General features: G+C 70.5%; 19 protein-coding genes, 1 pseudogene and 2 CRISPR repeat arrays. Of the genes and pseudogenes, 14 read left to right on the top strand and 6 right to left on the bottom strand.

Annotated features, from left to right (window positions below; translation table 11 throughout):
* Positions 1–6: 6 nt before the first annotated feature.
* A complete protein-coding gene (locus AB2U05_RS34420; RefSeq protein ID WP_369185411.1) occupies positions 7–456 on the bottom strand; it encodes a YncE family protein in 450 nt (149 codons plus the stop codon).
* A 187-nt stretch (positions 457–643) separates the two neighbouring features.
* Between AB2U05_RS34420 and AB2U05_RS34415 the strand changes: the two genes are divergently transcribed.
* Positions 644–898 (top strand): hypothetical protein, encoded by a 255-nt coding sequence (locus tag AB2U05_RS34415; protein ID WP_369185410.1) that lies wholly within the window; start codon positions 644–646, stop codon positions 896–898.
* A gap of 339 nt (positions 899–1237) precedes the next feature.
* Positions 1238–2146 (top strand): HAD family hydrolase, encoded by a 909-nt coding sequence (locus AB2U05_RS34410; RefSeq protein WP_369185409.1) that lies wholly within the window; start codon positions 1238–1240, stop codon positions 2144–2146.
* 60 nt (positions 2147–2206) lie between these two features.
* On the opposite strand, the pseudogene AB2U05_RS34405 reads toward AB2U05_RS34410, so the two are convergent.
* Together AB2U05_RS34405 and AB2U05_RS34400 are read right to left on the bottom strand one after the other, a co-directional pair.
* A pseudogene (locus tag AB2U05_RS34405) lies at positions 2207–2407 on the bottom strand (IS5/IS1182 family transposase); the annotation flags it as partial.
* 106 nt (positions 2408–2513) lie between these two features.
* Positions 2514–3572: a threonine/serine dehydratase gene (locus AB2U05_RS34400; RefSeq protein WP_369185408.1), complete on the bottom strand. Its 1059-nt coding sequence runs from the start codon at positions 3570–3572 to the stop codon at positions 2514–2516.
* Between the two features lie 602 nt (positions 3573–4174).
* Between AB2U05_RS34400 and AB2U05_RS34395 the strand changes: the two genes are divergently transcribed.
* The 3 genes from AB2U05_RS34395 to AB2U05_RS34385 are packed head-to-tail and all read left to right on the top strand — an operon-like array spanning position 4175 to position 5528.
* Positions 4175–4852 (top strand): TetR/AcrR family transcriptional regulator C-terminal domain-containing protein, encoded by a 678-nt coding sequence (locus AB2U05_RS34395; RefSeq protein WP_369185407.1) that lies wholly within the window; start codon positions 4175–4177, stop codon positions 4850–4852.
* Positions 4853–4857: 5 nt separating this feature from the next.
* The gene (locus AB2U05_RS34390; protein WP_369185406.1) at positions 4858–5097 is read left to right on the top strand and encodes a hypothetical protein; all 240 of its coding nucleotides are present in this window, start codon (positions 4858–4860) and stop codon (positions 5095–5097) included.
* Entirely contained in the window at positions 5094–5528 is a 435-nt protein-coding gene (locus AB2U05_RS34385) for an NUDIX hydrolase (RefSeq protein WP_369185405.1), read from the top strand. The genes AB2U05_RS34390 and AB2U05_RS34385 overlap by 4 nt, the downstream gene beginning before the upstream one ends.
* A gap of 175 nt (positions 5529–5703) precedes the next feature.
* Here the strand turns inward: AB2U05_RS34385 and AB2U05_RS34380 are convergent, their stop codons facing one another.
* Complete coding sequence (locus AB2U05_RS34380; protein ID WP_369185404.1) at positions 5704–6405, bottom strand: class I SAM-dependent methyltransferase; 702 nt, start codon at positions 6403–6405, stop codon at positions 5704–5706.
* A 273-nt stretch (positions 6406–6678) separates the two neighbouring features.
* Here AB2U05_RS34380 and AB2U05_RS34375 point away from each other — a divergent pair, with 273 nt between their 5' ends.
* Positions 6679–7065, top strand: a complete 387-nt coding sequence (locus AB2U05_RS34375) for a hypothetical protein (RefSeq protein ID WP_369185403.1) — start codon at positions 6679–6681, stop codon at positions 7063–7065.
* Between the two features lie 1274 nt (positions 7066–8339).
* Positions 8340–9953: direct repeats of the CRISPR family, unit length 29 nt; unit sequence CGGAACACCCCCGCGTCGGCGGGGAGGAG.
* 178 nt (positions 9954–10131) lie between these two features.
* Positions 10132–13044 carry an HD domain-containing protein gene (locus tag AB2U05_RS34370; RefSeq protein ID WP_369185402.1) on the top strand — a complete coding sequence of 971 codons (2913 nt, stop codon included), beginning with the start codon at positions 10132–10134 and terminating at the stop codon, positions 13042–13044.
* Positions 13045–13243: 199 nt separating this feature from the next.
* Here AB2U05_RS34370 and AB2U05_RS34365 read toward each other — a convergent pair whose 3' ends face one another.
* The gene (locus tag AB2U05_RS34365; RefSeq protein ID WP_369185401.1) at positions 13244–13423 is read right to left on the bottom strand and encodes a hypothetical protein; all 180 of its coding nucleotides are present in this window, start codon (positions 13421–13423) and stop codon (positions 13244–13246) included.
* A 743-nt stretch (positions 13424–14166) separates the two neighbouring features.
* Between AB2U05_RS34365 and casA the strand changes: the two genes are divergently transcribed.
* The 7 genes from casA to cas2e are packed head-to-tail and all read left to right on the top strand — an operon-like array spanning position 14167 to position 20927.
* Positions 14167–15762 carry a type I-E CRISPR-associated protein Cse1/CasA gene (gene casA, locus AB2U05_RS34360; RefSeq protein WP_369185400.1) on the top strand — a complete coding sequence of 532 codons (1596 nt, stop codon included), beginning with the start codon at positions 14167–14169 and terminating at the stop codon, positions 15760–15762.
* A gap of 31 nt (positions 15763–15793) precedes the next feature.
* Positions 15794–17011, top strand: a complete 1218-nt coding sequence (casB, locus tag AB2U05_RS34355) for a type I-E CRISPR-associated protein Cse2/CasB (protein ID WP_369185399.1) — start codon at positions 15794–15796, stop codon at positions 17009–17011.
* A complete protein-coding gene (gene cas7e, locus AB2U05_RS34350) occupies positions 17011–18174 on the top strand; it encodes a type I-E CRISPR-associated protein Cas7/Cse4/CasC (RefSeq protein WP_369185398.1) in 1164 nt (387 codons plus the stop codon). Before casB ends, cas7e begins: the two co-directional genes overlap by 1 nt.
* Positions 18171–18947, top strand: coding sequence for a type I-E CRISPR-associated protein Cas5/CasD (gene cas5e / locus AB2U05_RS34345; protein WP_369185397.1), 777 nt, complete (start codon positions 18171–18173; stop codon positions 18945–18947). The genes cas7e and cas5e overlap by 4 nt, the downstream gene beginning before the upstream one ends.
* The gene (gene cas6e / locus AB2U05_RS34340) at positions 18944–19609 is read left to right on the top strand and encodes a type I-E CRISPR-associated protein Cas6/Cse3/CasE (RefSeq protein WP_369185396.1); all 666 of its coding nucleotides are present in this window, start codon (positions 18944–18946) and stop codon (positions 19607–19609) included. Before cas5e ends, cas6e begins: the two co-directional genes overlap by 4 nt.
* A 56-nt stretch (positions 19610–19665) precedes the next feature.
* Positions 19666–20595 (top strand): type I-E CRISPR-associated endonuclease Cas1e, encoded by a 930-nt coding sequence (cas1e, locus tag AB2U05_RS34335; protein WP_369185395.1) that lies wholly within the window; start codon positions 19666–19668, stop codon positions 20593–20595.
* Positions 20596–20597: 2 nt separating this feature from the next.
* Complete coding sequence (gene cas2e, locus AB2U05_RS34330) at positions 20598–20927, top strand: type I-E CRISPR-associated endoribonuclease Cas2e (RefSeq protein WP_369185394.1); 330 nt, start codon at positions 20598–20600, stop codon at positions 20925–20927.
* Between the two features lie 17 nt (positions 20928–20944).
* A CRISPR array of direct repeats spans positions 20945–23180; the repeat unit is 28 nt; unit sequence TCCTCCCCGCCGACGCGGGGGTGTTCCG.
* 144 nt (positions 23181–23324) lie between these two features.
* Here the strand turns inward: cas2e and AB2U05_RS34325 are convergent.
* Positions 23325–24155 (bottom strand): oxidoreductase, encoded by an 831-nt coding sequence (locus AB2U05_RS34325; protein ID WP_369185393.1) that lies wholly within the window; start codon positions 24153–24155, stop codon positions 23325–23327.
* Between the last annotated feature and the right edge of the window lie 70 nt (positions 24156–24225).

The raw sequence follows: 24225 nt of genomic DNA, 5'->3' as shown, positions 1-24225 counted from the left end.
CTGGGGTCAGGGGTAGGACTCCTGGGCCAGGTAGAGGCGCTTGCCGTCCGGGGACAGCGCGATAGTCGCCCATGAGCTGAAGACGGGCTTCTGGGGGACGGCGTGGTCCCCCTCCTCCTCCTTCCCCGAGGCCGCGTCCAGCTCGAACACACTCAGGCCTTGGGCCAGGAACAGGCGGCTGCCGTCGGTGTTCACCGCGATGTCCGTTGCCGCGGAGCCCTCGTGGTCGGAGTAGAGGATGTCCGTCTCCAGGGTCCGGGTGTCGACGGTGCTGAGGTTCTGGCCTGCCTCGGACAGGGCGTACAGCTTCGTGGCGGCGCCACCGGACCGGGCGGCCAGGCCGAGGTTACCCGCCAGGGCCCGGGTCGCCCTGACCCGGCCGGTGGTCGCGTCCACCACCGCGATGCCACCCGGCTCCGGCCCTGTTTGCCGGTAGGCGATGTAGAAGTGAGACACACCGGATTGCGTCGCGCGACGTTCCTCCCGAACGGCGCGTGGCCCCGGCCGCCCCATGCGCCCGCACCCTGCCACCCGCCGCCACACAGCGTAGTGACATCGTCACCCGTTCGGAAAGGTTGCCCACCAACCCGTCTGCGGCGCCGGGCGTCATCCGGCTGGAAACCGGCCGCCCACCGCAACAGCCGTGAGCCGAAAAGCCGTCAACCGTGATGAAGCGGCCCGCCTGCGCGAGCAGATCGCGCAGCTCGGCAGACAACTCGCCACCGTGGAGCACCAGCTGGAGCGGCTGGAGATCACCCGGAAGACCGTGCTGGGGCTCGTCACCCCGGCCCCCACGTGCACGTCGAGTCGACCGTGGGAGGTGCAGCGAGCGCCGGACCGGCGAATCGAGATTCCTCCGAACGGGGCGGAATTCATCGTTCAGCGCACGGTGCAGTGAGAACTCGCCAGCTGCCGTGCGAGAGGACGGGGAAGCTCGCGTCCCCCCTCGTTCGGATTTCAGCTGATGACAACTACCGCGTTGAAGTGACAGGCATCGCCTTTCGGCACAGATTGTCTCGTCTCAGCGAACTTTGACGTCGCCTCACCATCGGGCTCGATCGTCCCGGTGCGGCGTCCCGCGCTTTCCATGGACGCGCTCGCTCTCCCCTACCAGCGCCTCCTCGCCACGCTCACCGAACAGGTATCCGGCGGGAAGCCAGTGATGTCCTGTCAGGAGATCGCTGCCGTACTCGGACCGGAGCCGGTTCCGGCACGTGCGGAAGGAGTTCGGTCGAAGATGAAGCGGCTGGCCGACCGGGGCCGGGCCGACGAGCCCACCCCGGGACGGTTCAACGCTCGCCACCGGGCCAGCCGGCGGCTCATGAGTATCGTCATCGACCACAGCACCATCTGCTCATGCACGGCGGGGCAGCGAATCGGTCTCGTCCTCGCGGGATCGCCAACGAAAGAGCAACCGATGCAACCGATTGTCCTCTTCGACCTGGACGGCCTTTTGATCGACTCCGAGCCGATCTGGGACGCGGCAAAGCGTGAAGTGTTCGGTCCGCTCGGCCTGCACCTCACAACGGAGATGCAGGCGGCGACGCGCGGGCTGCGGCAAAGGGACATGGTGGCCTACTGGTTCGATCGGGCCACCATCCAAGCCGACCCCGACGACGTCGAGCAGCAGATCGTGGCCGCCGTGTGTCGCAGGTTGGCGGGAGTGGCGCTGAAACCCGGCGCCGAACACGCCGTCGCGGCGTGCGCGCGTGCATCGAGGGCGATGGCCGTCGTGTCGTCTTCGCCGGAGTCGGTGATTCGGGCTGCGCTCGCGAGTACCGGCCTTGACCGATCTTTCGATGCCGTGTTTTCGGCCGAAGACGACGAACACGGCAAACCCCACCCGGGCGCCTATCTCCGCGCAGCCGCCGCCCTCGGCGCGTCACCCGACGAATGCATCGTGATCGAGGACTCGCTCAACGGCGTCCTCGCCGGCGTGTCAGCCCGGATGACGGTCGTCGCCGTTCCCGAGGCCGCTGATCGCTGCGATCCTCGCTTTGCCATTGCCACTCTGGTACTGGAGTCCCTCAAGGATCTCGATACCTCTGCATTCGGCGCTTATGTCTCCAGGGGGAGCCGGGACGCCACGTGGGCATCGCGTGCTGCGGATCCTCAACCGTTCCGCGCACCGGATCGTGCCGTATGACGCCCTCGATCGTGGGTTCGGGCCTTCACGGGTGAAGGCCCGAACCCACCCCGGGACGGTTCACCCGCGCCAGCAGGCCAGCCGGCGGCTCATGAGCATCGTCATCGACCACAGCACCATCTGCTCATGCACGGCGGGCAGCGTCTCGTAGCCGCGCACCAGGCGCCGCGAGCGCATCAGCCGGCTCAGCGTGCGTTCCACCACCCAGCGTCTGGGCAGCACCATGAACCCAGAGGCGTCGTCGCTGCGCCTGCCGATCTCCAGAGCAGAGCCCCAGTTGCTGCGAGGTAGTCGGCGACGGCTGCCGGGATGACGAAGGGGGCAGCCGGGCGGGTGTCCGCTCGGCTGCCCGCTTCGGGTCACTGTGTCAGTGCGCGGCGGGCCGGTGCGCCAGGTCGGCCGGATCGGTGTTCGCCCCGCACAGCACCACGCAGACCTTCTCCCCGCTGCCGGGCCGGTAAGTGCGGCTCGGGCCAGTGGGCCGGGTCGGCAGGTCGCGGTCGGCGACGGGCTGGTCCGGGCCGGTGAGCGCGGCCAGCGCGGTCGCGGCGCCGTGCTCGACCGCGATGCGGCGGTGGTCCCAGAGCGCCTGGCGGGCGCGGACGATCTCGCTGTCCGCCACCAGCACGGACTGCACGCCGTCCTGCTGGGCGGCGTGCAGGGCCATGGCGGAGGTGCGTCGGGCGCCGAGCGAGTCGGCGGCGATCGAGTCCACCGTGACGTCGAGCGGGCGGCCGGCCTCGATCGCGGCGTTGAGCGCGCGGCAGTTCTCCGGCTCCACCGCCACGGTGCGGATGCCGTGGTGCTGCGCGGCGGTGGCGACGCCGGCGAACAGGCCGCCGCCGCCGACCGCGACCACCACGGTGTCCAGGCCAGGGAGCTGGGCGTGGATCTCCTCCAGCAGGGTGCCGGCCCCGGCGGCGATCAGCGGGTGGTCGTAGGCGTGCGAGGCGAGCGCCCCGGTGGCGGCGGCGAACTCCTCGCACGCGGCCAGCGCTTCGGCGTATTCCGAGCCGACCAGCCGCACCTCGGCGCCGTAGCCGCGGAGCTTGGCCACCTTCACCTGCGGGGCGGTCTGCGGCAGGAAGACGGTGGCGCGCACGCCCTGCTGCTGGGCGGCCCAGGCACACGCCAGCCCGGCATTGCCGCCCGAGGCGATGGTCACCCCGGCGTCCGGCAGGCTGCCCGCGTCGCGGTGGGCCTGGATGAAGTTCTGCGCGCCGCGGGCTTTGAACGAGCCGGTGTGCTGCATGAACTCCAGGGCCACCCACACCTCGCACGGTGCGACCTGACGGTCGTCGTCCAGGGGGTCGCGGTGGGCGGTGCGGATCGCACCCGGATCGAGCTGGGCCAGGGCGACGGGGCGGACGCGCCCCGAGATGCGGTCGGTGGCGGCCTTGATGTCGCCGTACGTGAGCTGGTGCACGTCGTTGCTCCTGCGATGAGAGGGTCACGACCAGACGATGAGCCGGCCGGTGGTGGTCAGGCCGAGGAAGAACGCGAAGGCGATCCGGCGGCCGGTGGGGTTCGGCGCGACCGCGTGGAAATTCGCCGGGTTGAACGGCAGCCCACCCCGGCCCCGTAGCCGTACGCCTGGCGGTGCTGCTCGTCGGCCGGCTCCCAGCGGTGGCGCCATACGGTGGTCGCCCCGCCTGCCTCCGGCACCGGCACCCAGGCGTTGAACGCCAGCTGGGCGAGCACCTCCTGGTCCCGGACACATCCCGGCCCGCTGCCAGGCCGCCCGGGCGGCCTCCGCGTCGCGCCCGTGGGTACCCGGGTCGGGTCGTGGCCAGCGGTCGGCAGCCGGTCCAGCGCGGCCATCGCCGCCTGGCAGGTTTCCGGTCGAGGAGGTCGGGGACGCGGACGGCCGCGAGGGTACCGGCCGCGAGGTTGGCCAGGTGCGGTCGGTGAGGGCTGCGGCGTCCACCGCGGTGAACAGCGGGTCGAGGGCCGTGGTGCGGGGCATGTCGCCTCCGTGAGGAGTCGGGAACCTACCGTGGCGGTACGCTGTACCGTACGCTGACTCGCATGCCGAGGCAATCCACTTCCCTGGACCGCGCGACTCCCGAACGGATCGCCGAGCAAGCCCTGTTGATCGTGGATCAGGACGGGCACGCTGCGCTCAGCTTCCGTACGCTGGCCGCCGCGCTGGACATCTCAGTGGCCTCGCTCCAGCGCCGCTGCACCGATCTGGCCGGACTGCTCGACCTGGTCACCGACCACCTCGCCGCCCGGCTCCCGGACATCGAGCCCGGAACCGACTGGGCCGGCGCGACCGAGCGGCGGTTCACCGCGCTGTACGAGGTGCTGACGGCCCATCCGGGCCTGGTCGCGCTGCGCGGCAGCCGGCCCTGGCTCGGCCCGCAGCTGCTGAGGCGCCTCGTGGAGCCCCAACTCGCCGAGTCGATCGCGGCCGGCATGAGCCCCGAGGAGGCGATCGTCACCTACCGGCGGCTCTACCTGCTGACCCTGGGCAGCGCCAGCTTCGTCGACCACCGCGACCCCAAGGCCGCCCAGGCCACCACCCGCCAGGCCCTGGCCGCCCTCGACCCGGACGAGTTCCCGGCGCTGACCGGCCACGTGGCGCAGGTCCTGTCCGCCGTGGTCGACCACGAGGTCTACTACGGCGCCCTCCGCCAGCTGATCAGCGCCGCCGACCCAGCGCGGGCGGTCGCCGGTCCCGGACAGGCGGCCGAGGGGATGTAGGCGGAGTGGACAGTGCCCTCGCCCCCTACCGCGGCCAGATCGGGTGGCCGAGGCTGATCCACGGCCGCCCCACCATCGTCCACCGCCGGTACAAGCCGGGAGACTTCCCCGTCGCCGAGCACGCCCACGCCCACGCCCACACGATCAAGCTCCCCGTCTGGCATCGTGAGCAGGATCTCGAACTGGCCGAGCAGTACGTCCGCGCGGCCGTCAAGATCAGCGACCATCACAAGGAGCTGCAATGACCGTCACCTCCCCCGCGTTCGTGGCCGGCCTGGTGGCCGACGCCGAGGCAGCCGGAATCACCGGCTTCGTCGCCGCTGCCGTGATCAACCACGACGGCCGCACCCTGCTCGTCCGTCGCAACCCCGACGACTACCTGGGCGGGATGTGGGAGATCCCCTCCGGCACGGTCGAGCCCGGGGAGACGATCCTGGACGCCCTCTACCGGGAGACCGCTGAGGAGACCGGCCTGACCGTCGACCAGGTGACCGGCTACGTCGGCCACTTCGACTACCGGAACAGCCGCGGCGGAACCACCCGCCAGTTCAACTTCGCCGTCACCGTGGAGAAGACCGAACCCGTCGTCCTCACCGAGCACGACGCCCACCAGTGGGCCCTCCCCGGCGAGCTGCCCGAGGTGAGCGACGCCGTACGCGGCCTGCTGACCTGCTGACGCCGAAGATCGAAGGCCCTCTGGCCCGCCCGGGCCCGTGGCCGGCCGTTCCAAGGTCTTGGCCAGCGCGTAGAACAACTCCTTCAACCCGGTGTGCTTGTGGGTGAGCTTGTTGCGCCGCAGGCCCACCTCCTCGGCGAGGCGTGCTCGACGGCTTGTCGTGCCACGCGGTGTCTCACGCGACGTTGTCGGCTGCCCGCTTTTCCGGATCACCGGCCGGCTGCCCCGGCTTTCGGGCCAGGAGGTATGCCTGCTGGCCCTGCCGGGGCTTCTCACTCTCGCTGGGCTCGCAGATCAACCGGGCATCCACCACCAGCCCGGTCTGGCTCAGCAGCTCGGAGAGGCGGTCGGGAGACACCCAGTAGATGTCGAGGGAGAGCTCATGCCCGTATGCGTTCTCCAGGCGTCGGTGCTTGTCACCTGCCTTGAAGACCATGAGCAGATGGCCGCCCGGGGCCAGCACGCGGTGGAACTCTGCGAACACTACCGGCAAGTGCTCCGGAGGGGTGTGGACGGTTGAGTACCAGGCGATGATGCCGCCGAGAGTGCCGTCCGCCAGGTCCAGGTCGGTCATCGACCCTTCGTCGAATTGCAGGTCCGGGTGCGTGCGACGGGCAACCGCAACGGTCTCCGGCGACAGGTCTATGCCGAACGCGGTCACCCCGAGGGAGTGCAGGTGTGCCGTCACGTGGCCGGGCCCGCAGCCGAGATCAGCGACAGGCCCGGCGTCGACGGCCCGCGTGAGTTCAGCGAACGTGCTGATCATCGCGCGGCCGTACAGATCGCCCTCGAACGCAGGTGGCACAAGTTTGGCGTAGTCGACGGCAACGGTGTCGTAGGCCACCCGGGTGGCGTGCAGGTAGGTCGGCTCGGTCATAGCTGAGGACAGTAGTGTCTGCCTGCTGTTGGCGAGGGGTCGCTGAGTGCGCGTTGGTGCTGTTCGAGCCTACGTCTCCCCGGACGGCAGCTACCTGATGGCCGCCATCCACGGGCACGGTCTGTGGAGGATCGCCGGCTGACCTCCGGCGTCTCTCACCCGGCCCCGCCGGCCACCCGTGGCCGGCGGGGCCTTCGCACGTCCTCGGAACCGGACGGGCGCCGCTACCGTCCCATCGGCAGACCGTCCGCCGGACCCGGGAGTACCCTCGCCATGCACCGACCCAGCGCCGTGGGGATCGCCATCCTCGTCCTCGCCACGCTCGGAGCCGTCTCGGCCTGCGACTCGGACAAGGGCGGTACCGACCAGCCCTCCGGCCCGCCCGCCGTCACGACACCGCCTGTAACGGCCACTCCGACCGCGCCGGGCACCGCCACGACGGCCGCTTCGCCGACCGTCCCCGTCGCCACCCCGTCTCCGGTCACCCCCGCGCCGCCCCGGACGGCCCCGGCCGGCACGCCCCCGGCCGCGACCCGCACGCCCGCTCCCCCGCCCGCGGCCGCCACCCCTTCACCGGAACCGACACCACCCCGCGACGTCGAGAACCCGGTCGACCAGGTCCACGGCGGCCCCACTGCCCCCGCCCGCCCCGCGCACTGACCGAGGGCGGCCGGCCCACCGTGGGGGTGGGTGGGCCCGCCGCCCTCGATCAGTGCCGCACCGGCGGCCGGAGGGCCATCGGGTGGTCACCGGCGGCGGACAGCACCAGGCCGGTCACCGCCCGCGCGGTGCCACCGGTCACCGCGCGGCCGCCCTGGACGCGTACATCGCCGGCGCAGTAGCCTGCGCGACCGCGGACGCCGGAAGCGGGGCAGCGCCGAGCAGGCCGCCGATGAGGGGAAGGGAGAGCAGAATCGGCGTGCTCCGCCTCAAATCTCGAGCCATCGAGGGGAACTGAGATGGAGTCATGGATCGACTGTCGATGCCGTTCCGGTGCGGAGCAAATCGGGAGCGCCGTTGGGACGCCGCAGGGAGCAGCCGCACGAGGCTGACTCGTTTGCGCTGCCCGAGCATGACGCCCGCTCATGGCCCGACCAGCTATCCGCCGGAGGTCAGCTGTCGCCGGTTGGGAGGATTCCGTCGGTGAGGGTGCGCCCGGAAGTGGCTGCCGCTGGTCACGCTGCCGGACGGTTGTGTGGCGAGCTCGTTGTCAACGGTGTCGGCCTCGGCCTCCTGCGGGGTGCTCGTGGACACCGTGGAGAAGCCGACGAGGTTTCCGGTGCGGTTCGGACCGTCGTACCAGTCGATCGTCATGTTGCCTGTGGCGGTTGCGAGTCCCGTGCAGCTGGCGTTCGTCACACTGCCGGTGAAGGAGACAGCGGCCGACTTGATGGTCGTAGGCCCGCCGTCCCAAACGATGCACTTGTCATCTCACCGGATCCGCTGACGTTGACGGTCGCGAGGGTGCCGGCGATGGGCTGCGAGAAGTTGACGGTGAGCCGCCCGGAGCAGGCCCGCTGCCACACGGGGCCTTGGTCTCCCCCGACGTGGCGTGGGCCTTGATGTCCGACACAGACTGGCCGGCCATGGCGCAGCAGTTGGTCGCGCTGCACCGTGCCGGTGTCGACCTGGAGGAGTTCCGTCCTGGTGCGGGACGCGGTGGCGGCCGACGCGGCGCGGACCACCGCCGAGGGAACGGAGGAATGGGCGCGGCTGTTGCGCTCGACGATGCCGCCGGGCCCGGTTCGCGAGGCGATCCTCTCCTCCCCCGCATGGCCCGGGCTGGCGGCCACGATGAACGCGCTGCAGGAACGCGGCGTCGACGTCCGGCCGCTCCTCGCGGCCGCGCACGCCGAGAGCGTCGACCAGGCGATCAGCCGAGCCCTCGACGCCGCCAGCCGTACATCGGCCGGGCCGAGCCGGGATGCGGTCCGCTCCTACGGCCCGCGTCGGCGGAGAGGACCCTGCCATCCGAGCTGATCTTGAGCATGTTATCGGAACACCTCCGCGTCGGCGGAGAGGACCTGGTCGCCGCGTTGTCGCAGACGATCCATTCCGGAACACCTCCACGTCGGCAGGGAGGAGCACTGCCCGTACTGGGTGATCCAGTGCGGGAACGGAACACCCCCGCGTCGGCGGGGAGGAGGTCCGCCAGGACATCAACGTCAACCACTACGTCGGAAAACCCCCGCGTCGGCGGGGAGGAGGGCTCCGGCAGGCCCATGACCTTACGAAGGATCGGAACACCCCCGCGTCGGCGGGGAGGAGCAGTTGGGTGTACACCCGAGCCTGCATCACCTCGGAACACCCCCGCGTCGGCGGGGAGGAGTCGGGGGTGGCGACCAGGCCGAGGATCAGCGGCGGAACACCCCCGCGTCGGCGGGGAGGAGGGTGTTCACGCTGCGGCCTCCAGGGCGATGACCGGAACACCCCCGCGTCGGCGGGGAGGAGGTGCCGGTCGCCCTGGCGCTCCTCCTCCTGGCCGGAAAACCCCCGCGTCGGCGGGGAGGAGGGTGTTCACGCTGCGGCCTCCAGGGCGATGACCGGAACACCCCCGCGTCGGCGGGGAGGAGGTGCCGGTCGCCCTGGCGCTCCTCCTCCTGGCCGGAACACCCCCGCGTCGGCGGGGAGGAGTCCGGCGACTGTACGAGGAGGCCGAGGACGTGCGGAACACCCCCGCGTCGGCGGGGAGGAGTCGACCGCCGGGCCAGATCCCGGCGGGGGCATCGGAACACCCCCGCGTCGGCGGGGAGGAGCTCGCCACCCTCACCCGCGGCAGGGTGCTCCCCGGAACACCCCCGCGTCGGCGGGGAGGAGGATTTGGGTTAGGGACACCCCTACCCGGGGACGGGAACACCCCGCGTCGGCGGGGAGGAGCTCGTTTGGGTGCGTGGGGAAAACTGGTCGAGTGGAACACCCCCGCGTCGGCGGGAAGGAGCTGACCGCGATGCACCAGCGCCTGGCCGCCGACGGAACACCCCCGCGTCGGCGGGGAGGAGCGCGGACTGATCTGGCGCATCACCCCCACTCCCGGAACACCCCCGCGTCGGCGGGGAGGAGTGGCAGATCACCGCGTACCGCTTTCCCCCGGACGGAACACCCCCGCGTCGGCGGGGAGGAGCCTCCGAGGAGCATCGCCGCGCGGCCGGCCTTCGGAACACCCCCGCGTCGGCGGGGAGGAGCTGCTGACGGACGCGACGAAGGCTGGCACCGGCGGAACACCCCCGCGTCGGCGGGGAGGAGTTCTACGGCCTGGGCGCCGTGCGGCGGTTCTTCGGAACACCCCCGCGTCGGCGGGGAGGAGATCGACCACCGGCAGACGCTCGACCCGGCCACCGGAACACCCCCGCGTCGGCGGGGAGGAGCAGGAGCGGGCCAGCGCCGCCCGCAAAGCCAGCGGAACACCCCCGCGTCGGCGGGGAGGAGACCTGGTCCGGCACGTCGGCGAGGAGCGTCGACGGAACACCCCCGCGTCGGCGGGGAGGAGGGGACGGCGCCCGTGCCCGCCGTATAGACAATCGGAACACCCCCGCGTCGGCGGGGAGGAGACTTTCTGACCTGCACTTCAGCAGAGGGTTTGCTCGTTCTTTGCCAGACGATGCGCGGCGAGGAAACGATTGGTTGAGTCCATGAGGTCACCGTACAGCCGTGCTGCGCAGGCGTGCGATGTCAGTGACACGTGCTTGTGTTCTGCTGAGGTCCCTGACCGTCAAGGAAGGACGTCCGATGATGCGTCAACCGCCCGAGATCCCAGACGAATCGGCATGGGCGAAGGCCAGAGGGCTGGACCCGGCATACCCGCGTTACCCCTTGGTGCGGCATCTGTTGGACGCGTCGGCAATGGCGCTATGGCTGTGGGATCACTACCTGTCGGACAACCAACGGCGCTGCATCGCCGATGGTCTCGGGCTTGCCGATGATCCCGCCCAGGCGCGGGCGATCACCGGGCTGTGTGCCGGCCTCCACGACATCGGCAAGTTGTCCGGGTTCCAGTTCTGCGACGCCCAGGGTCGTGAGCATCTGAGCCAGGAACTGGTCATGGACGCAGATCAGATCGGCAAGGAGCGGCTGGCTCACGATGAGGCAGGCATGCTGTGCACAGCGGCCGTGCTCCACGCTCTCGGCTTCGACGACCAGCAGGACCACGGCGTTGCCGAGCGTATCGCCGAGATCATCGGTGGCCACCATGGTCGGTTCTTCCGATACCGGGCAGCCAACGCTCCGGGGCCGTCGCAGGTCGGGTTGGGCGGGGAAGCGTACGCCCGCCAACGGGTGGCACATGCGCTGGCGGTGCACGCGGCGGTCGGAGCGCCAGGACAGCCGAAGAAGTTCACGGCTTCTGCGGCAGTACTGGTGACCGGGGTTGTGATCCTGGCCGACTGGCTGGTCAGCCAGGAGGACTACCTTCGTCGTCGCCAGAGCACTCTCGAAGCATCACTGGAGCGGCATTTCGCAAACTCGTGCGCGGACGCCGAAGGACTCGCCCGGGAGGCCGGACTGGTTCCGGTGAAGCTGGCGCGCGCCGAGTTCTCGCTGGCATACGGTATCGAAGGGCAACCGAATCCGCTGCAACGTTCGGTGATTGAGGATCTCCCGGCAGCGGTTGCGGCCGGGGCCGGCCGCGGCAAGGCAGGCATCCTTCTGGTCACGGCCGCTCCCGGCGACGGGAAGAGCGAGGTCGCGCTGGAGGCCGAGCGGGTGCTGTCGGGTGCCTTCGGCACGCGGGGGCTCGCGTTTCTGTTGCCGACAATGGCCACGAGCGATCAGATGCACCGCCGGGTGGCGGGGGCGCTCGATCGCCAGAGTGCCAGCTGCGGCGGCGGGTTGACACTGACCCACAGCATGGCCTGGCTGAGCAGGGCGTACGCGGACGGTGACCTGTGCGAGGGAGAGACCGTACTCGTCGGCGACGACGCGGGCGCCGGCGGCGGGCTTGCCTCGCGGGAGCAGCTGGCGATGAGACCCAGGCAGTGGCTGCGGGGCGCGAAGCGGCCGCTGTTGGCGCAGTTCACGGTTGGCACGATCGACCAAGCGCTGATGAGCGTACTTCCCGTGCGGCACAACGCACTTCGGTTGCTGGCGCTGTCCGGCAAGACGTTCATCGTGGACGAGGCGCACGCGTACGACCCGTACATGCAGGTGTTGCTGGGGCGTTTGCTGAACTGGTTGGGGGCGTACGGCGCGCCGGTCGTGTTGCTGTCGGCGACTCTCCCGGCTTCCGTCAGTGACCGCCTGATCAAGGAGTACCTGCGTGGCGCCGGCCACCGGCCAAGTGCGTTGAAAGCTGCTTCCTTCGCCTCCCCGTACCCTGGATGGCTCTACGTGGACGCCGCGACGGCCGAGCAGACCTCGATCTCACGCGAGCGGCGCGACCAGCAGGCGCTGGAGCGCCCCATGGACCTGTGTGTGCAGGTGGAGCGGGTGGCGCACGGGGCCGGTGGCAATGGCGGCGGTCGTGCACGGCTGGCGGTGATCGCGAAGCACCTGGATCAGCTGGTCGCCGATGGAGGTTGCGCGCTGGTGGTGTGCAACACGGTTGCCGACGCGCAGCAGACCTATACCCGGCTCAAGGAGCGTTACGGGGGCCGCGGTCTGGACGACAAGGACATCCTCCTGCTTCACGCCCGGTTCCCCGGCGATGTTCGAGAGGCACGCACCTCGGAGGTCACGGCCGGCATGGGCCGCACCGGTCCCCGCCCCGACCGGCGGATCATCGTGGCGACGCAGGTCGTCGAGCAGTCGCTCGACCTCGACGCCGATGTGGTGATCAGCGACCTGGCGCCGATGGCGCTGCTGCTTCAGCGCGCCGGTCGCTGCTGGCGCCACGAGGCGCACTGGAGCGCACGTGGGCGTCCGGGCGGGAAGCCGCGTCCGGGTTGGGCCGTCGAGACCGGGCCGCGGCTGGTCGTGCTCGATCCGGTGGTCGATGGCGGCGGGGTGCCGGAGCAGTGGGGTGAGGTCTACGCCGAGTTCCTTCTGGTCAAGACCTCGCAGGCCCTGTCGCTGCCCGGCAGAGGGTCCATCGCCGTCCCCGGCGATGTGCCCGGCCTGGTGGAGGAGGTGCACGGGGATCGGGACGGGTTCATCGACTGGGGTGACCCCCGGCAGTCCGCGGCCCGGTCTGCGTTTGTCGGCAAGAGGCTCGCACACCAGACCGCTGGGGAGGTGATCGCGATCCCGCGCGCCAGGCAGGTGGCGGAGCTGCGGGAGCTCCACCACCTGGACGGCACGGAGGACGAGTGGGAGGCGGCGACGCGACTGGGGGCGGACGCAGTTCGTCTGCTGTGCGTGTACCAGCATGATGGCGGGAACATCACGCTTGACCCGGAAGGGCAGCAGGAGTTGCCGAAGCCGGACGATCGGGGGCGAATGGCGGTCGCTGATGTTCGAGCGGTCATGAGCCGGACCATCCCGGTCAGCGAGACCTGGTTCAAGGGCTGCGCGGATAACCACCGTCCCGAGGCCTGGGCCGATCACCCGATGCTCTCCGAGCTCCTGATGCTCCGCCAGCCTACTCGCAACAGCGTCGCGCAGGCAGTGGCAGTGGGCGACCACAGCCTGCGACTCGACGAGGATCTGGGACTTGTGCGCCAGCGGTCAATCAGCCAAAGCAAAGAAGAGAACCGAGGCTCTTCCTAATCGGGGTCAGGCTGGTGTGTGTTCCGAGCGATCTTCATACCGCTCAACCCCGAAGGTGGGCCACTCCGATACACTGTTGCTTTGGGCGCTGCGCCAACAGCGCACGATGTTCGCCACTCGGCGAACGGAAACGAAGGCCCCACGCCCCAGCCGGACAAGCGGTTGCGCAGGGCCTTCGTGGATCACCGCCCAGGGCCGGTCATCCCTTCAAGGGGTGGCCGGCCGCCACGCCGTACGCGGTCAGCCCTAGGCTGACAATTGCCAGCACAGCGCCAACCGCCCAGCGAACCAGCCGCCCTTGCGGGCTTTCGGACCAGGTGGCAAGCACATCGAATCTGATCCGAAGTCGTTTGCAGAAACGGTGCTTGGGGTGGGACATCGAACAGGCTCCTCTCATGAGGTTGATTGATTGGTCAACCTCCGCCGGTCCGACCGGCGGCCTTGGAGCGCTCACGCTGATGAGAGGTCCTGCCATGTCCGAAATTGCAGACCTCAGAGCTCAAGTACCGGTCGAGTTCATACTCCTGTCGCAATGTGATAGACGGCCTTCCCCCTGACAGACCGGTGACGATCTGATGCGCCCGCCACAGCACCCTCGCTTCGGCGAGGAATTCGGGGCTTCCATGGATGCACCCAATGTTGCCAAGCGAAACACCCTCACTTCGGCGAGGAGATGACTCCCTGCGGTCGTCACGCACTCGGCGGGCTCAAAGTCGAACGACTTACTCAACCTTCCCTTCTTTTTATCGACGGCAAGGACAGAAGCGGCTGCGCACTGCCGACAAGCACACCACCGGGCAGTCCCCCGTTTGCGAGCACGGCGACCCGAAGAGCCGCCACCGGGGGTCGCTGCACCGCTGATGCCACGTCAGTTCTGCCACATCGCTACGCTGCAGTGCAAGTCCACCCTCGCCCCTCAGAATCACCCCACGTTTCCAAGCTTGTGAGGTGTTTGATCGCCACATCCAGCGCGGAGGCAAGCAGGCACTTCCTGCGATCCGACACGTCTTGTCAGTGGCATGTGGTTGGCTGGCAACGCTGCTCAGGTGACGTTGGCGAGGGGCTGAAGCACCGCGCCTTCGTGCAGGTGAGTCGTGGTGCGGACCGGAAAGGAAGCAGGGCATGTCGGACGGGTTCGATCTTCGGGACGAACCGTGGATCCCGGTGAGGCTGAACAGCTCCTCGGCCTCCGTAGGGCTTCGGGAGCTGTTCCTTCGCGCCCACGAGATCGAGGATCTCGAGGTCCCGGTGCCGCCGGCGGCGTCGGGCTTGTTGCGGCTTCTGGCCGCGATGACGGTGCGGATCGCACTGGACGGCGGCACGCACCTGGACGACGAGGATCTCGCCGAGGATGCCGCGGAGTGGTTCAGCGCGAGGCGCCGGATCCTGGCGAAGGGCCGCTTCGATCCCGCGGCGGTGAGCGGGTACTTCGATCGGGCGGACCTGGCCGGCCGGTTCGACCTCTTCGATTCCGAGCGGCCGTTCCTGCAGGATCCGCGCCTTCGTACCGCGTGCGTGGACGCCGCCGGGAATCCTAATCCGTCCGGAGTGAACAAGCTGGTCTTCGGCCGCCCGACCGGGGTCAACGGCGCTGTCCTGTTCGGGCACTTCACGGACACAGCCCCGGTTGCCGTCCCCGCGCGGGAAGCAGCTTGGCATCTGATCGCGCAGCTCTACTACGGGCCGTCAGGGCAGTGCACCCCGCGTCGGATCACCCCGGACAAGCCGGGCAACGGGACCGCCGGCCCGCTTCGCAAGGTGATCTCCTTCCATCCATGGGCACAGCGGCTGTTCACGACGCTGGTGCTGGCCGTGCCGGCCCCAGGTGGTACTCCGGAGTCCACGATCCCTGATCTGTGCCCGTGGGAGGAGGAACTCCACGATCCGCTGGGGCCGTTGGCGCCTCCCACGTGGCCGACACGTCTGCTGACGGGCCGCTCCCGCCACGCGGTGCTGCTGGACCCCACCGAAGACCGCACCCAGGTCAGGGACGCGTACGTGACGTGGGCGACCCGACAGCCCGTGGCGTCGGCGGCCGACCCGTACGTGATCCTGGACATGCCCAAGGGGGACGGCCAGCCTGCCCCTCGGCTAGCGAGCGGGCAGCGCGCTCTGTGGCGTGACCTCGATGCCCTGCTGCTGCGCACGACGGACGGGAGGAGCCGGCGGCCGCCGATCCTGGAGAAGCTTCCCCGGGATCTGCTGCCGCAACTGCGGGTGCGTGCCTACGGGTTCGACCAGGACGGCCAGCAGCGCGACCGAGGCTGGTTCGAGGCGACGACTCCCCCGGTGCTCGGCTGGCAGCAGGAGGTCGACGAGCGGATGGCCTTTCGTGTGGACCGGTGCCACCGAGCGGCCGAGGACGTGGGCGAGCGGCTCGACTTCGCCGCTCGGCTGGGCTGGAAGCTGGCCACCGAACCCGGCGGTGATCCGTCAGCGAAGGTGAAGCTGAACGCGAAGAAGCCGGGCCCGTGGGCGGAGGCGGCCCTCCGTCGCTTCTGGCCGGCTGCCGAGCGCGTGTTCTGGTGGCTCGTGGAGGCGGAGGATCGTCCTGTCGACCCGTACCGGCCTTTCGTCGAGGCGGCCTTGACTGTGCTGGACGAAACCATCGGAACCGCCCGAGGCGACCTTCGTGTGGCAAGAGCCCGCAACCGTGCACGCGCCGCGCTGCTGGCACTGGTGCCCGCCGACGACGGCAGCCGGCCCGCCGGTGACTGACCTCCGCACGTCCACCCCTCATGGAGTCGGTATGACGACCGCTGCCACGCCGTCGAGCGCATCGCGCCGCCCACCTGCTGCCCGCGCCAGGCCGGAGGACGGCTTCGTCACCTACGTCCTCGACCGGTGCGCGAGCACCCGCGTCCGGGCGGACCTGCGCAGCGGGCTGGGCCGCCCACTCGAGCGGTGCGGCCGCCTGGACCGCCACCTGGCACCGCGCCTGACCGACACGATGCCTCCCGATGTGGTGCGCGCCCGGTACATCACCGCCGCGCTCATCGCGGCCAGGCCTCCCGCAGCACGGCACGGGGAAGTGCCGCTGCCCGAGGCGATCTCGGCCCTGGAGTGGGAGGCCCGGCGCCGGCGCGCCAACCTCGGATGGTCGCTCGCTCGCGCCGTCAACGAGGAGGTCGTCAAAGCCAGCTCGGCCGAGGGCGACCTGCTGGCGATGGCCCGGACGAGCGTGGACTCGCTGGGCCTGCGGCTGCCCGGACTCACCGAGCGGCTCCAGGCCAAGGACGTGCCCATCGACTGGGCCGTCCTGCTGAACGACCTCGGGCGCTGGAACAGCGGACGGGACGCCGTGCTCACCCGCTGGCACAGCGCCTATCACCAGGAGCGGACCCGGGCGTGCGGAGCCGAACCGCTCCCGGCGAAGCGGCAGCCTCACGTCTTCGTCGACCAGGTGGTCGACCTGTGCGCGCGGAGCACCAAGGCCCGCGCCGCGCTCAGCACAGGCCTCGGCCTCCCGGTGGAACGCTGCCACCAGATGCACGGCTACCTCGTGCCGCTCCTGCCGGAATACCTGTGCATCGACGGTAGGTACCGGGACGACCGCAGCGCCCACTACCTGGTGGCGGCACTGATCGCCTCCCGTCCGCCCGCATCCCGCGAAGGCGTCCGCGAGACCGCCACCGCTGACGGTCCGGCGGCGGAGAAGCGGCAGCGCAGCGACCTGGGCGCCTGGCTCGCCCGCGCCGCGAGCGAGCGGGGCTTCAAGCCGGACACGGCAGAGCAGGAACTCCACCTGATCTCCCGCCAGAACGTCCACGCACTCCACCGACGCCTTCCGGTCCTCACCCGCCGCCTCCAGACCAAGGGCGTCCGCGTCGACTGGGCCCTGCTGCTCGACGACCTCGCCCGGTGGAGCCGAGACCGAGAACAGATCGCCGCGCGCTGGATGGACAGCTACTTCCTCGTCCGCAGCCGCGAAGAACGCCAGAATTCCCAGCAGAAAGAGAACGACTGATGTCCGTGTTCCTCGACCTGAGCGCGCTCCAGTCCGTCCCGGTCGCCAACTTGAACCGTGACGACCTCGGCTCGCCCAAAACCGTCCAGTACGGTGGCGCCACTCGCATCCGGGTCTCCAGCCAGTCCTGGAAGCGCGTCATCCGGCACGGCGTCGAGGCCGAGCTGGGAGAGACCGCGACCCGCACCCGCCTGGTGCCCGTCAAGGTCACGGAGACCCTGGTGAAGGCCGGATGGCCCGCCGACCTCGCCCAGTTCGCCGGCGCCCAGGTCGCCGCCAGTGCGGGCAAGAAGGGCCTCGGGGTCGAGAAGGCCGGGCACACCTCGGTCCTGCTGTTCCTGCCCGAGGCCGGCATCGACGAGCTGACCGCGCTCTGCACCGAGCACCGCGAGACCCTCGAACAGGGGCTGGGCAAGAGCAAGCCCGGACAGCTGCTCCCCACCACCAAGGTGGAGGAGATCCTCAAGCGGCGCACCGCGTCCATCAGTCTGCTCGGCCGGATGCTCGCCGAACTGCCCGGCGCGAACGTGGACGGCGCCGCCGGTGTCGCCCACGCGTTCACCACCCATGCAAGCGAGCCCCAGCGGGACTACTTCACTGCGGTGGACGACTGGCTCGACCAGGACGAGACCGGCAGCGGCCACCTGGACACCAGCGAGTTCAGCGCCGGCGTCTTCTACCGCTTCGCCACGGTCAACATCACCGACCTGCTGACCAATCTCGAGGGCGACCGCAAGGCCGCCCGGACGGTCCTGGCCTCCTTCGCCGAGCAGTTCCTGATGTCCCTGCCGCAGGCGAAGAAGAACAGCACCGCCCCGCACACCGTCCCCGACCTCGCGTACCTGGCCGTGCGCACCCACCGTCCCCTGTCCCTCGCCGGTGCCTTCGAGACTCCGGTCAAGGCCGACCGCGCCGGCGGGTACTCCGCGCCCTCGCGCATCGCCCTGGCCGACTACGCCAAGAACCTCAACCGCCTCACCGGCGGGCGCAATCGGCGCTTCGACGGCCACGCGTCCATCGACCCGGACGGGTACCAAGGCCTGGGCCGCAGCTACGACTCGTACCCGGCACTCGTCACCGCCGCCGTCGACGCCGCCCTGCCCGAGACGGCGGAACCGGGGACCGTGGAGCCCAAGACGACGGAGCCGGAGACGCGGCAGTGACGGGCCTGCTCCTGCGGCTGGCCGCGCCCCTGCAGTCCTGGGGCGAGCGGTCGGCCTTCCCCACCGAACGCGACAGCGCGCCCTTCCCCACCCGCTCCGGCCTCATCGGCATGTTCGCCGCCGCCGCAGGCCTGCCCCGCGGCGCGGACCTCGCCCGCTACCAAGCCCTCGAGTTCACGGTCCGCATCGACCGCCCGGGCGTGCCCCTGACCGACTTCCACACCGCCGGCGGTGGCCTGCCCAAGGACCGGACCGCCGCCACCAGCGGTGGAGACCACAAGGGAGACGCGGTGGTGACCCGCCGCCACTATCTGGCCGACGCCGTCTTCACCGTCGCCGTCGCCGGCCCCGGCCCGGTCACCGCGGGGATCGCCACCGCCCTGCAACGCCCGCACTGGGCCCCCTACCTGGGACGGCGCTCCTGCATCCCCGACGAGCCGCTCCTGCTGCGCGCTCGCGTCGCGGACCCCGTACGGGAACTGGTCGAGCGCGTGCCGCTCAGCCCCAATCCCAGGCTCGGTAAGCGCGACCGGGAGACGATCCCAGTCGATTTCATCTGGGAGAACCACCCCGGCCAACTCCCCGACAGCGCTGTCCCGCTGTCCCTCTACGACACTCCCGAGAGCTTCGACCAGCACCGGCGCACCCACACCAAGCGCCACCTGCACCGCACCACCCGCCAGCTGCCCGCCCACCTGGCCGGCGACGGGAGCACCCCGGTGTACCAGCGGCTCTTCGCCTACATGAACACCCCAGAGGAACTGTCCGTATGACCCCCGCCGCGTCCCTCGCCCGCATCCAACTCAACACCCGCAGCCGGGACGTCCAACGCGACCTGCGCGACGCCACCCAGATGCACAAGACCCTCATGCGGCTGGTCCCCGACAACCTGGGCGCCACTCCACGGTACGACGTCGGGCTGCTGTTCCGGGTGGAGGAAACCGACCGCGACCTCACCCTCCTCGTCCAGGCCACCGCGCCGCTGAACGCCTCCGGCCTGCCCGCAGACTACGGCCGCACCCAGATCAAAGACCTCACACCGATGTTCCGCGCCCTGCGCAAAGGTCTCGCCGTGCGCTATCGCACCGTCGTCAACCCCGTAAAGCGCGAACGCCTCCCCCTCGACCTGAAAGGCCGGCGGGGCAAACTCATCGCCCTCACCGGCCCCGACGCCGACCAATGGTGGGCCCGGCGGGCCGCCGAAGCCGGCCTCCACCTCACCACCCTCCACCCCACGCCGCTGGACTCCGCCCACCCGACCCGACCGCGCGGCGACGAGAACGCACCCTCCATGCGGCACAACCTCATCCGCTACGACGGCACCGCCACCGTCACCGACCCCGAAGCCCTCGCCGCAGCCGTCCTCACCGGAATCGGCCGGGCCAAGTCCTACGGAGCCGGCCTGCTCAGCCTCGCCCCCGCCACGACCTCGTGAGCGCACCCCGCCGCCGGGGCGACGCACGCCAACGACTCGCCGCGCCCACCCTCGCCATGCTCCCCCGCGTGGCCGACTCCCTGTCCTTCCTCTACCTCGACATGGTCCGCATCGTCCAGGACGACACCGGCGTCTGCGCCCAGATCCAGGTCGACAACCAGCGCACCGACACCGTGTACATCCCCACCGCGGCCATCTCCTGCGTACTCCTGGGCCCCGGAGTCTCCATCACCACCCGCGCCCTCGCCACCCTCGCCCGGCACAACACCAGCGTGGTCTGCACCGGCTCCGGAGCCGTACGCGCCTACGCCGGCATCCTCCCCGACTCCCTCACCACCCACTGGCTCGAACAACAGGTCACAGCCTGGGCCGAACCGGCCACCCGCCTCGACGTCGCCACCCGCATGTACCGCATGCGCTTCCACGACGACGTCCCCGAGGGCACCACGCTCGCCCAACTGCGCGGCCTGGAAGGCCAGCGTATGAAAGCCCTCTACCGCCTCCTCGCCCAACAACACGGCATCGGCCGATTCCGCCGCAACTACCACCCCGACCAATGGCACCAGCAGGACCCCGTCAACCTCGCCCTGTCCGCCGCCAACACCTGCCTCTACGGCGTCGTCCACGCGGCCCTCCTCGCCCTCGGCTGCTCGCCGGCCCTCGGCTTCGTCCACGCCGGCACCCAGCACGCGTTCGTCTATGACATCGCCGACCTGTACAAGGCCCGGACCACCCTGCCCGTCGCCTTCTCACTCCACGCCGCCGACAACCCCGAACAGGACGCCCGGCGCAAGTTCCGCGAAGACCTGCGTCTCCTCCGCCTCATGCCACGCATCGTCAAGGACATTCAGACCCTGCTCACTCCCGACGCCGAAGTCGACGAGGACGCGTCGGAGCGCCACGACGTACGCCTCGTACACCTGTGGGACCCGCAGGCGGGCGCCCTTCCGGCCGGCGTCAACTACGCCAACGACAAGGACGGCTGACATTGCCATCCATGGCCGTCATCGCCACCACCGCCGCCCCCGACCACCTCCGCGGCGCCCTCAGCCGCTGGACCACAGAAGTCGTTCCCGGCATCTTCGTCGGCACCCTCTCCGCTCGCGTCCGAGACGAGCTCTGGCAAGCCGTCACCGACACCGTGGGTGACGGAGCTGCCCTCCTCGTCCACCCCGCCCCCACCGAACAGGGCTATGCCATCCGCACCGCCGGTACCCGACGCCGCATTCCGGTCGATTTCGACGGCCTCACCCTCATCCGCATGACCGGGGTCCCGCCGCCCTCAGCGTCGGTCAAGAACGAGCAAAGCCGCCACTAACCTGCAGGTCACGAAGTGTCCTCCCCGCCGACGCGGGGGTGTTCCGGCCACCGCGACGGCCGAGGCGAAGGACGAGACGTCCTCCCCGCCGACGCGGGGGTGTTCCGGACATGGAGGAGACCGCCAAGGAGCTGCGGGCGTCCTCCCCGCCGACGCGGGGGTGTTCCGAACCCCGGACCGCAGCCGGCCGGGATGGGCGCGTCCTCCCCGCCGACGCGGGGGTGTTCCGAAGCTCCTCGTCGTCCCAGACGCCGAGGGATTGTCCTCCCCGCCGACGCGGGGGTGTTCCGATCTGACGATCGGCCAGCGGATCAAGCGGCTCGTCCTCCCCGCCGACGCGGGGGTGTTCCTCAACCTTGATTTCTCCCCCGGCTTCAGCTGCGGTCCTCCCCGCCGACGCGGGGGTGTTCCACTGGTGTTGATGATCCAGGTGGACAGGGCGTCGTCCTCCCCGCCGACGCGGGGGTGTTCCGTTTTACTCTCGGGACTTCTGTTCGAGGACGAGGTCCTCCCCGCCGACGCGGGGGTGTTCCGCTGCCACCACTGTCGATCTCCGACCTGAGTGCGTCCTCCCCGCCGACGCGGGGGTGTTCCGTCGACGACGTCGACCAGCGCCAGGCCAAGGGCGTCCTCCCCGCCGACGCGGGGGTGTTCCGCGGCCTGGGCCAGGGCGCGGTCCAGGGTGCGCGTCCTCCCCGCCGACGCGGGGGTGTTCCGTTGATGTTCTGTCCTGTCCAGACCGGTGCTGAGTCCTCCCCGCCGACGCGGGGGTGTTCCGCGCAAGCAGCCCAAGCCGGTCACCGACGCCGAGTCCTCCCCGCCGACGCGGGGGTGTTCCGCTACCCCGTGCCGATCATCCTGGAGAACCCACGTCCTCCCCGCCGACGCGGGGGTGTTCCGTCCGGCATGTCCTCTTTCCCGAGGACAGCCTCGTCCTCCCCGCCGACGCGGGGGTGTTCCGTCCAGTCCCAGATCCAGCTGACCGGGCGACTCGTCCTCCCCGCCGACGCGGGGGTGTTCCGCGACTTGACGCCCTGCGGCACGTCAGGCACGCGTCCTCCCCGCCGACGCGGGGGTGTTCCGGCCGGCCGGTTGCGGTCGGCTGTCCCGCCCGTGTCCTCCCCGCCGACGCGGGGGTGTTCCAGATCGACCCGGTGCCCGGGCTGCACACCGCCGGTCCTCCCCGCCGACGCGGGGGTGTTCCGCCCCCCGGGCAACGCTCGAACCGTCAGCCGGGGTCCTCCCCGCCGACGCGGGGGTGTTCCGACACCAACTCGGTTTACGTGCACCGGAATTGAGTCCTCCCCGCCGACGCGGGGGTGTTCCGTGCCACCAGAAGGGGCGCTCGGTGCCGATGAGGTCCTCCCCGCCGACGCGGGGGTGTTCCGTCCGGGTGCTGCATCTCCTGACGCCTTGCCACGTCCTCCCCGCCGACGCGGGGGTGTTCCGACCTCGACGGCGACGGCTGCAACGCCCGCCAAGTCCTCCCCGCCGACGCGGGGGTGTTCCTCCCACGGTCAGCTCCAGGTGTCGGTGGTGCCGTGTCCTCCCCGCCGACGCGGGGGTGTTCCGCGTGTCCATCCATGGGAATTCACTCGATTGAAGTCCTCCCCGCCGACGCGGGGGTGTTCCGCCGACCTGCTGCCCGTAGGTGATGTCCAGCTGGTCCTCCCCGCCGACGCGGGGGTGTTCCGCGAGGCGCTGGCGGCCGCCCGGTCAGACTCGGGTCCTCCCCGCCGACGCGGGGGTGTTCCGTTCAGTGCCTCATCCTCTAGAACGGGCCCGGGCTCCTCCCCGCCGACGCGGGGGTGTTCCGGCGTGGGTCGCGCGCAGTTCCTCCAGCGTCATCTCCTCCCCGCCGACGCGGGGTGTTCCGTAGGACCCGCTCAGCCGACAGACCTTCATCTCCTCCTCCCCGCCGACGCGGGGGTGTTCCGACGACGACGGTGCCTTCCGGTAGCCGTCCGTCCTCCTCCCCGCCGACGCGGGGGTGTTCCGGATCTCCAGCCGGATCGTCGCGGCCCGGCGGGGTCCTCCCCGCCGACGCGGGGGTGTTCCGCAGGCTCGCGCTGCCGAGCACCTCGACCGCTTGTCCTCCCCGCCGACGCGGGGGTGTTCCGACGACGTCTTCCTCGGCGTCGGCATCCGCACCGTCGTCCCCGCCGACGCGGGGGTGTTCCGATGGGCCGCCCCCGCCGCGAGGGCGAGATGGCGTCCTCCCCGCCGACGCGGGGGTGTTCCGGGGGTGCGCAGCACCTCGGTGTCGGTCGGCGTGGCTCTGGTCACGAGTTGCGACAGCACTTGTTGACGAGTTTGGGAGGCACTTGAGCGGCGACGGCCGTCGAACGGTTCGCGAGTTTCGACAGCACCCAGTGGGCCTCGGCTGTGCCGGATGGTTCAGCGCGGCAGACCGATGGCGCGGGAGATGACGGTGTCGAACGCGCGGTCGGGCAGGAGGCGGCGCAGGGCGATGAGGGGGCGGGCGCCGAAGCCGGTGGCGTAGCGGGTCTTGGGGCGGCGGGCGGTGACGGCCTTGGCGATGGCGTCGGCGATGACGGACGGCGGGGAGTTGCGGTTGGCGTTGGCCTCGGAGCGCAGGGAGGAGGCGACGGCGGCGGCCTGGGTGGCGTAGGCGCCGTCGGTGGAGGACTTCTCCAGCTTGTCGGCGGCGATGGCACCCCATTCGGTGGCGATGCCGCCCGGCTCGATGACGACGACGTCGATGCCGAAGGGCTTGGCCTCCAGGCGCAGGCAGTCGCTGAGGGCCTCCAGGGCGAACTTGGTGCCGTGGTACCAGCCGCCGAGCGGGGTGTAGATCTTGCCGCCCATGGAGGTGACATTGACAACGGTGCCGGACCGGCGGGTGCGCATGTGGGGCAGGACGAGCTGGGTCAGGCGGATCGCGCCGAAGACGTTGACCTCGAACTGGTAGCGGCCCTCGTCCAGGGGGACGTCTTCGAGGGCACCGTAGGAGCCGTATCCGGCGTTGTTGACGAGCACGTCGATCCGGCCGGTCTCCGCGATGATCTTGTCGATGCCGGCCTGCATGGAGGCGTCGTCGGTGACGTCCATGGCCAGCGGGCGGATGCCACGGTCTGCGAGCCTGGCCAGGCGGTCGGTGCGGCGGGCGGCCCCGTAGACGGTGTAGCCGAGCTCGTTGAGCTTGAGGGCGGTGGCTTCGCCGATGCCGGAGGAGGCACCGGTGACAAGGGCGGTCTTGGCAGGCATGGCGGAAGTCCTCACACGTAAGATGAACTGTGGTTCACCATCTATCCTGAACCTTGGTTCATCTTGATGC

The sequence above is a fragment of the Streptomyces sp. Y1 genome (assembly GCF_041053115.1).
Classification (GTDB): Bacteria; Actinomycetota; Actinomycetes; order Streptomycetales; family Streptomycetaceae; genus Kitasatospora; species Kitasatospora rubellomurina.
The sequence above is the reverse complement of the archived record's forward strand: the minus strand, read 5'-3'. Positions and strand labels throughout refer to the sequence as shown.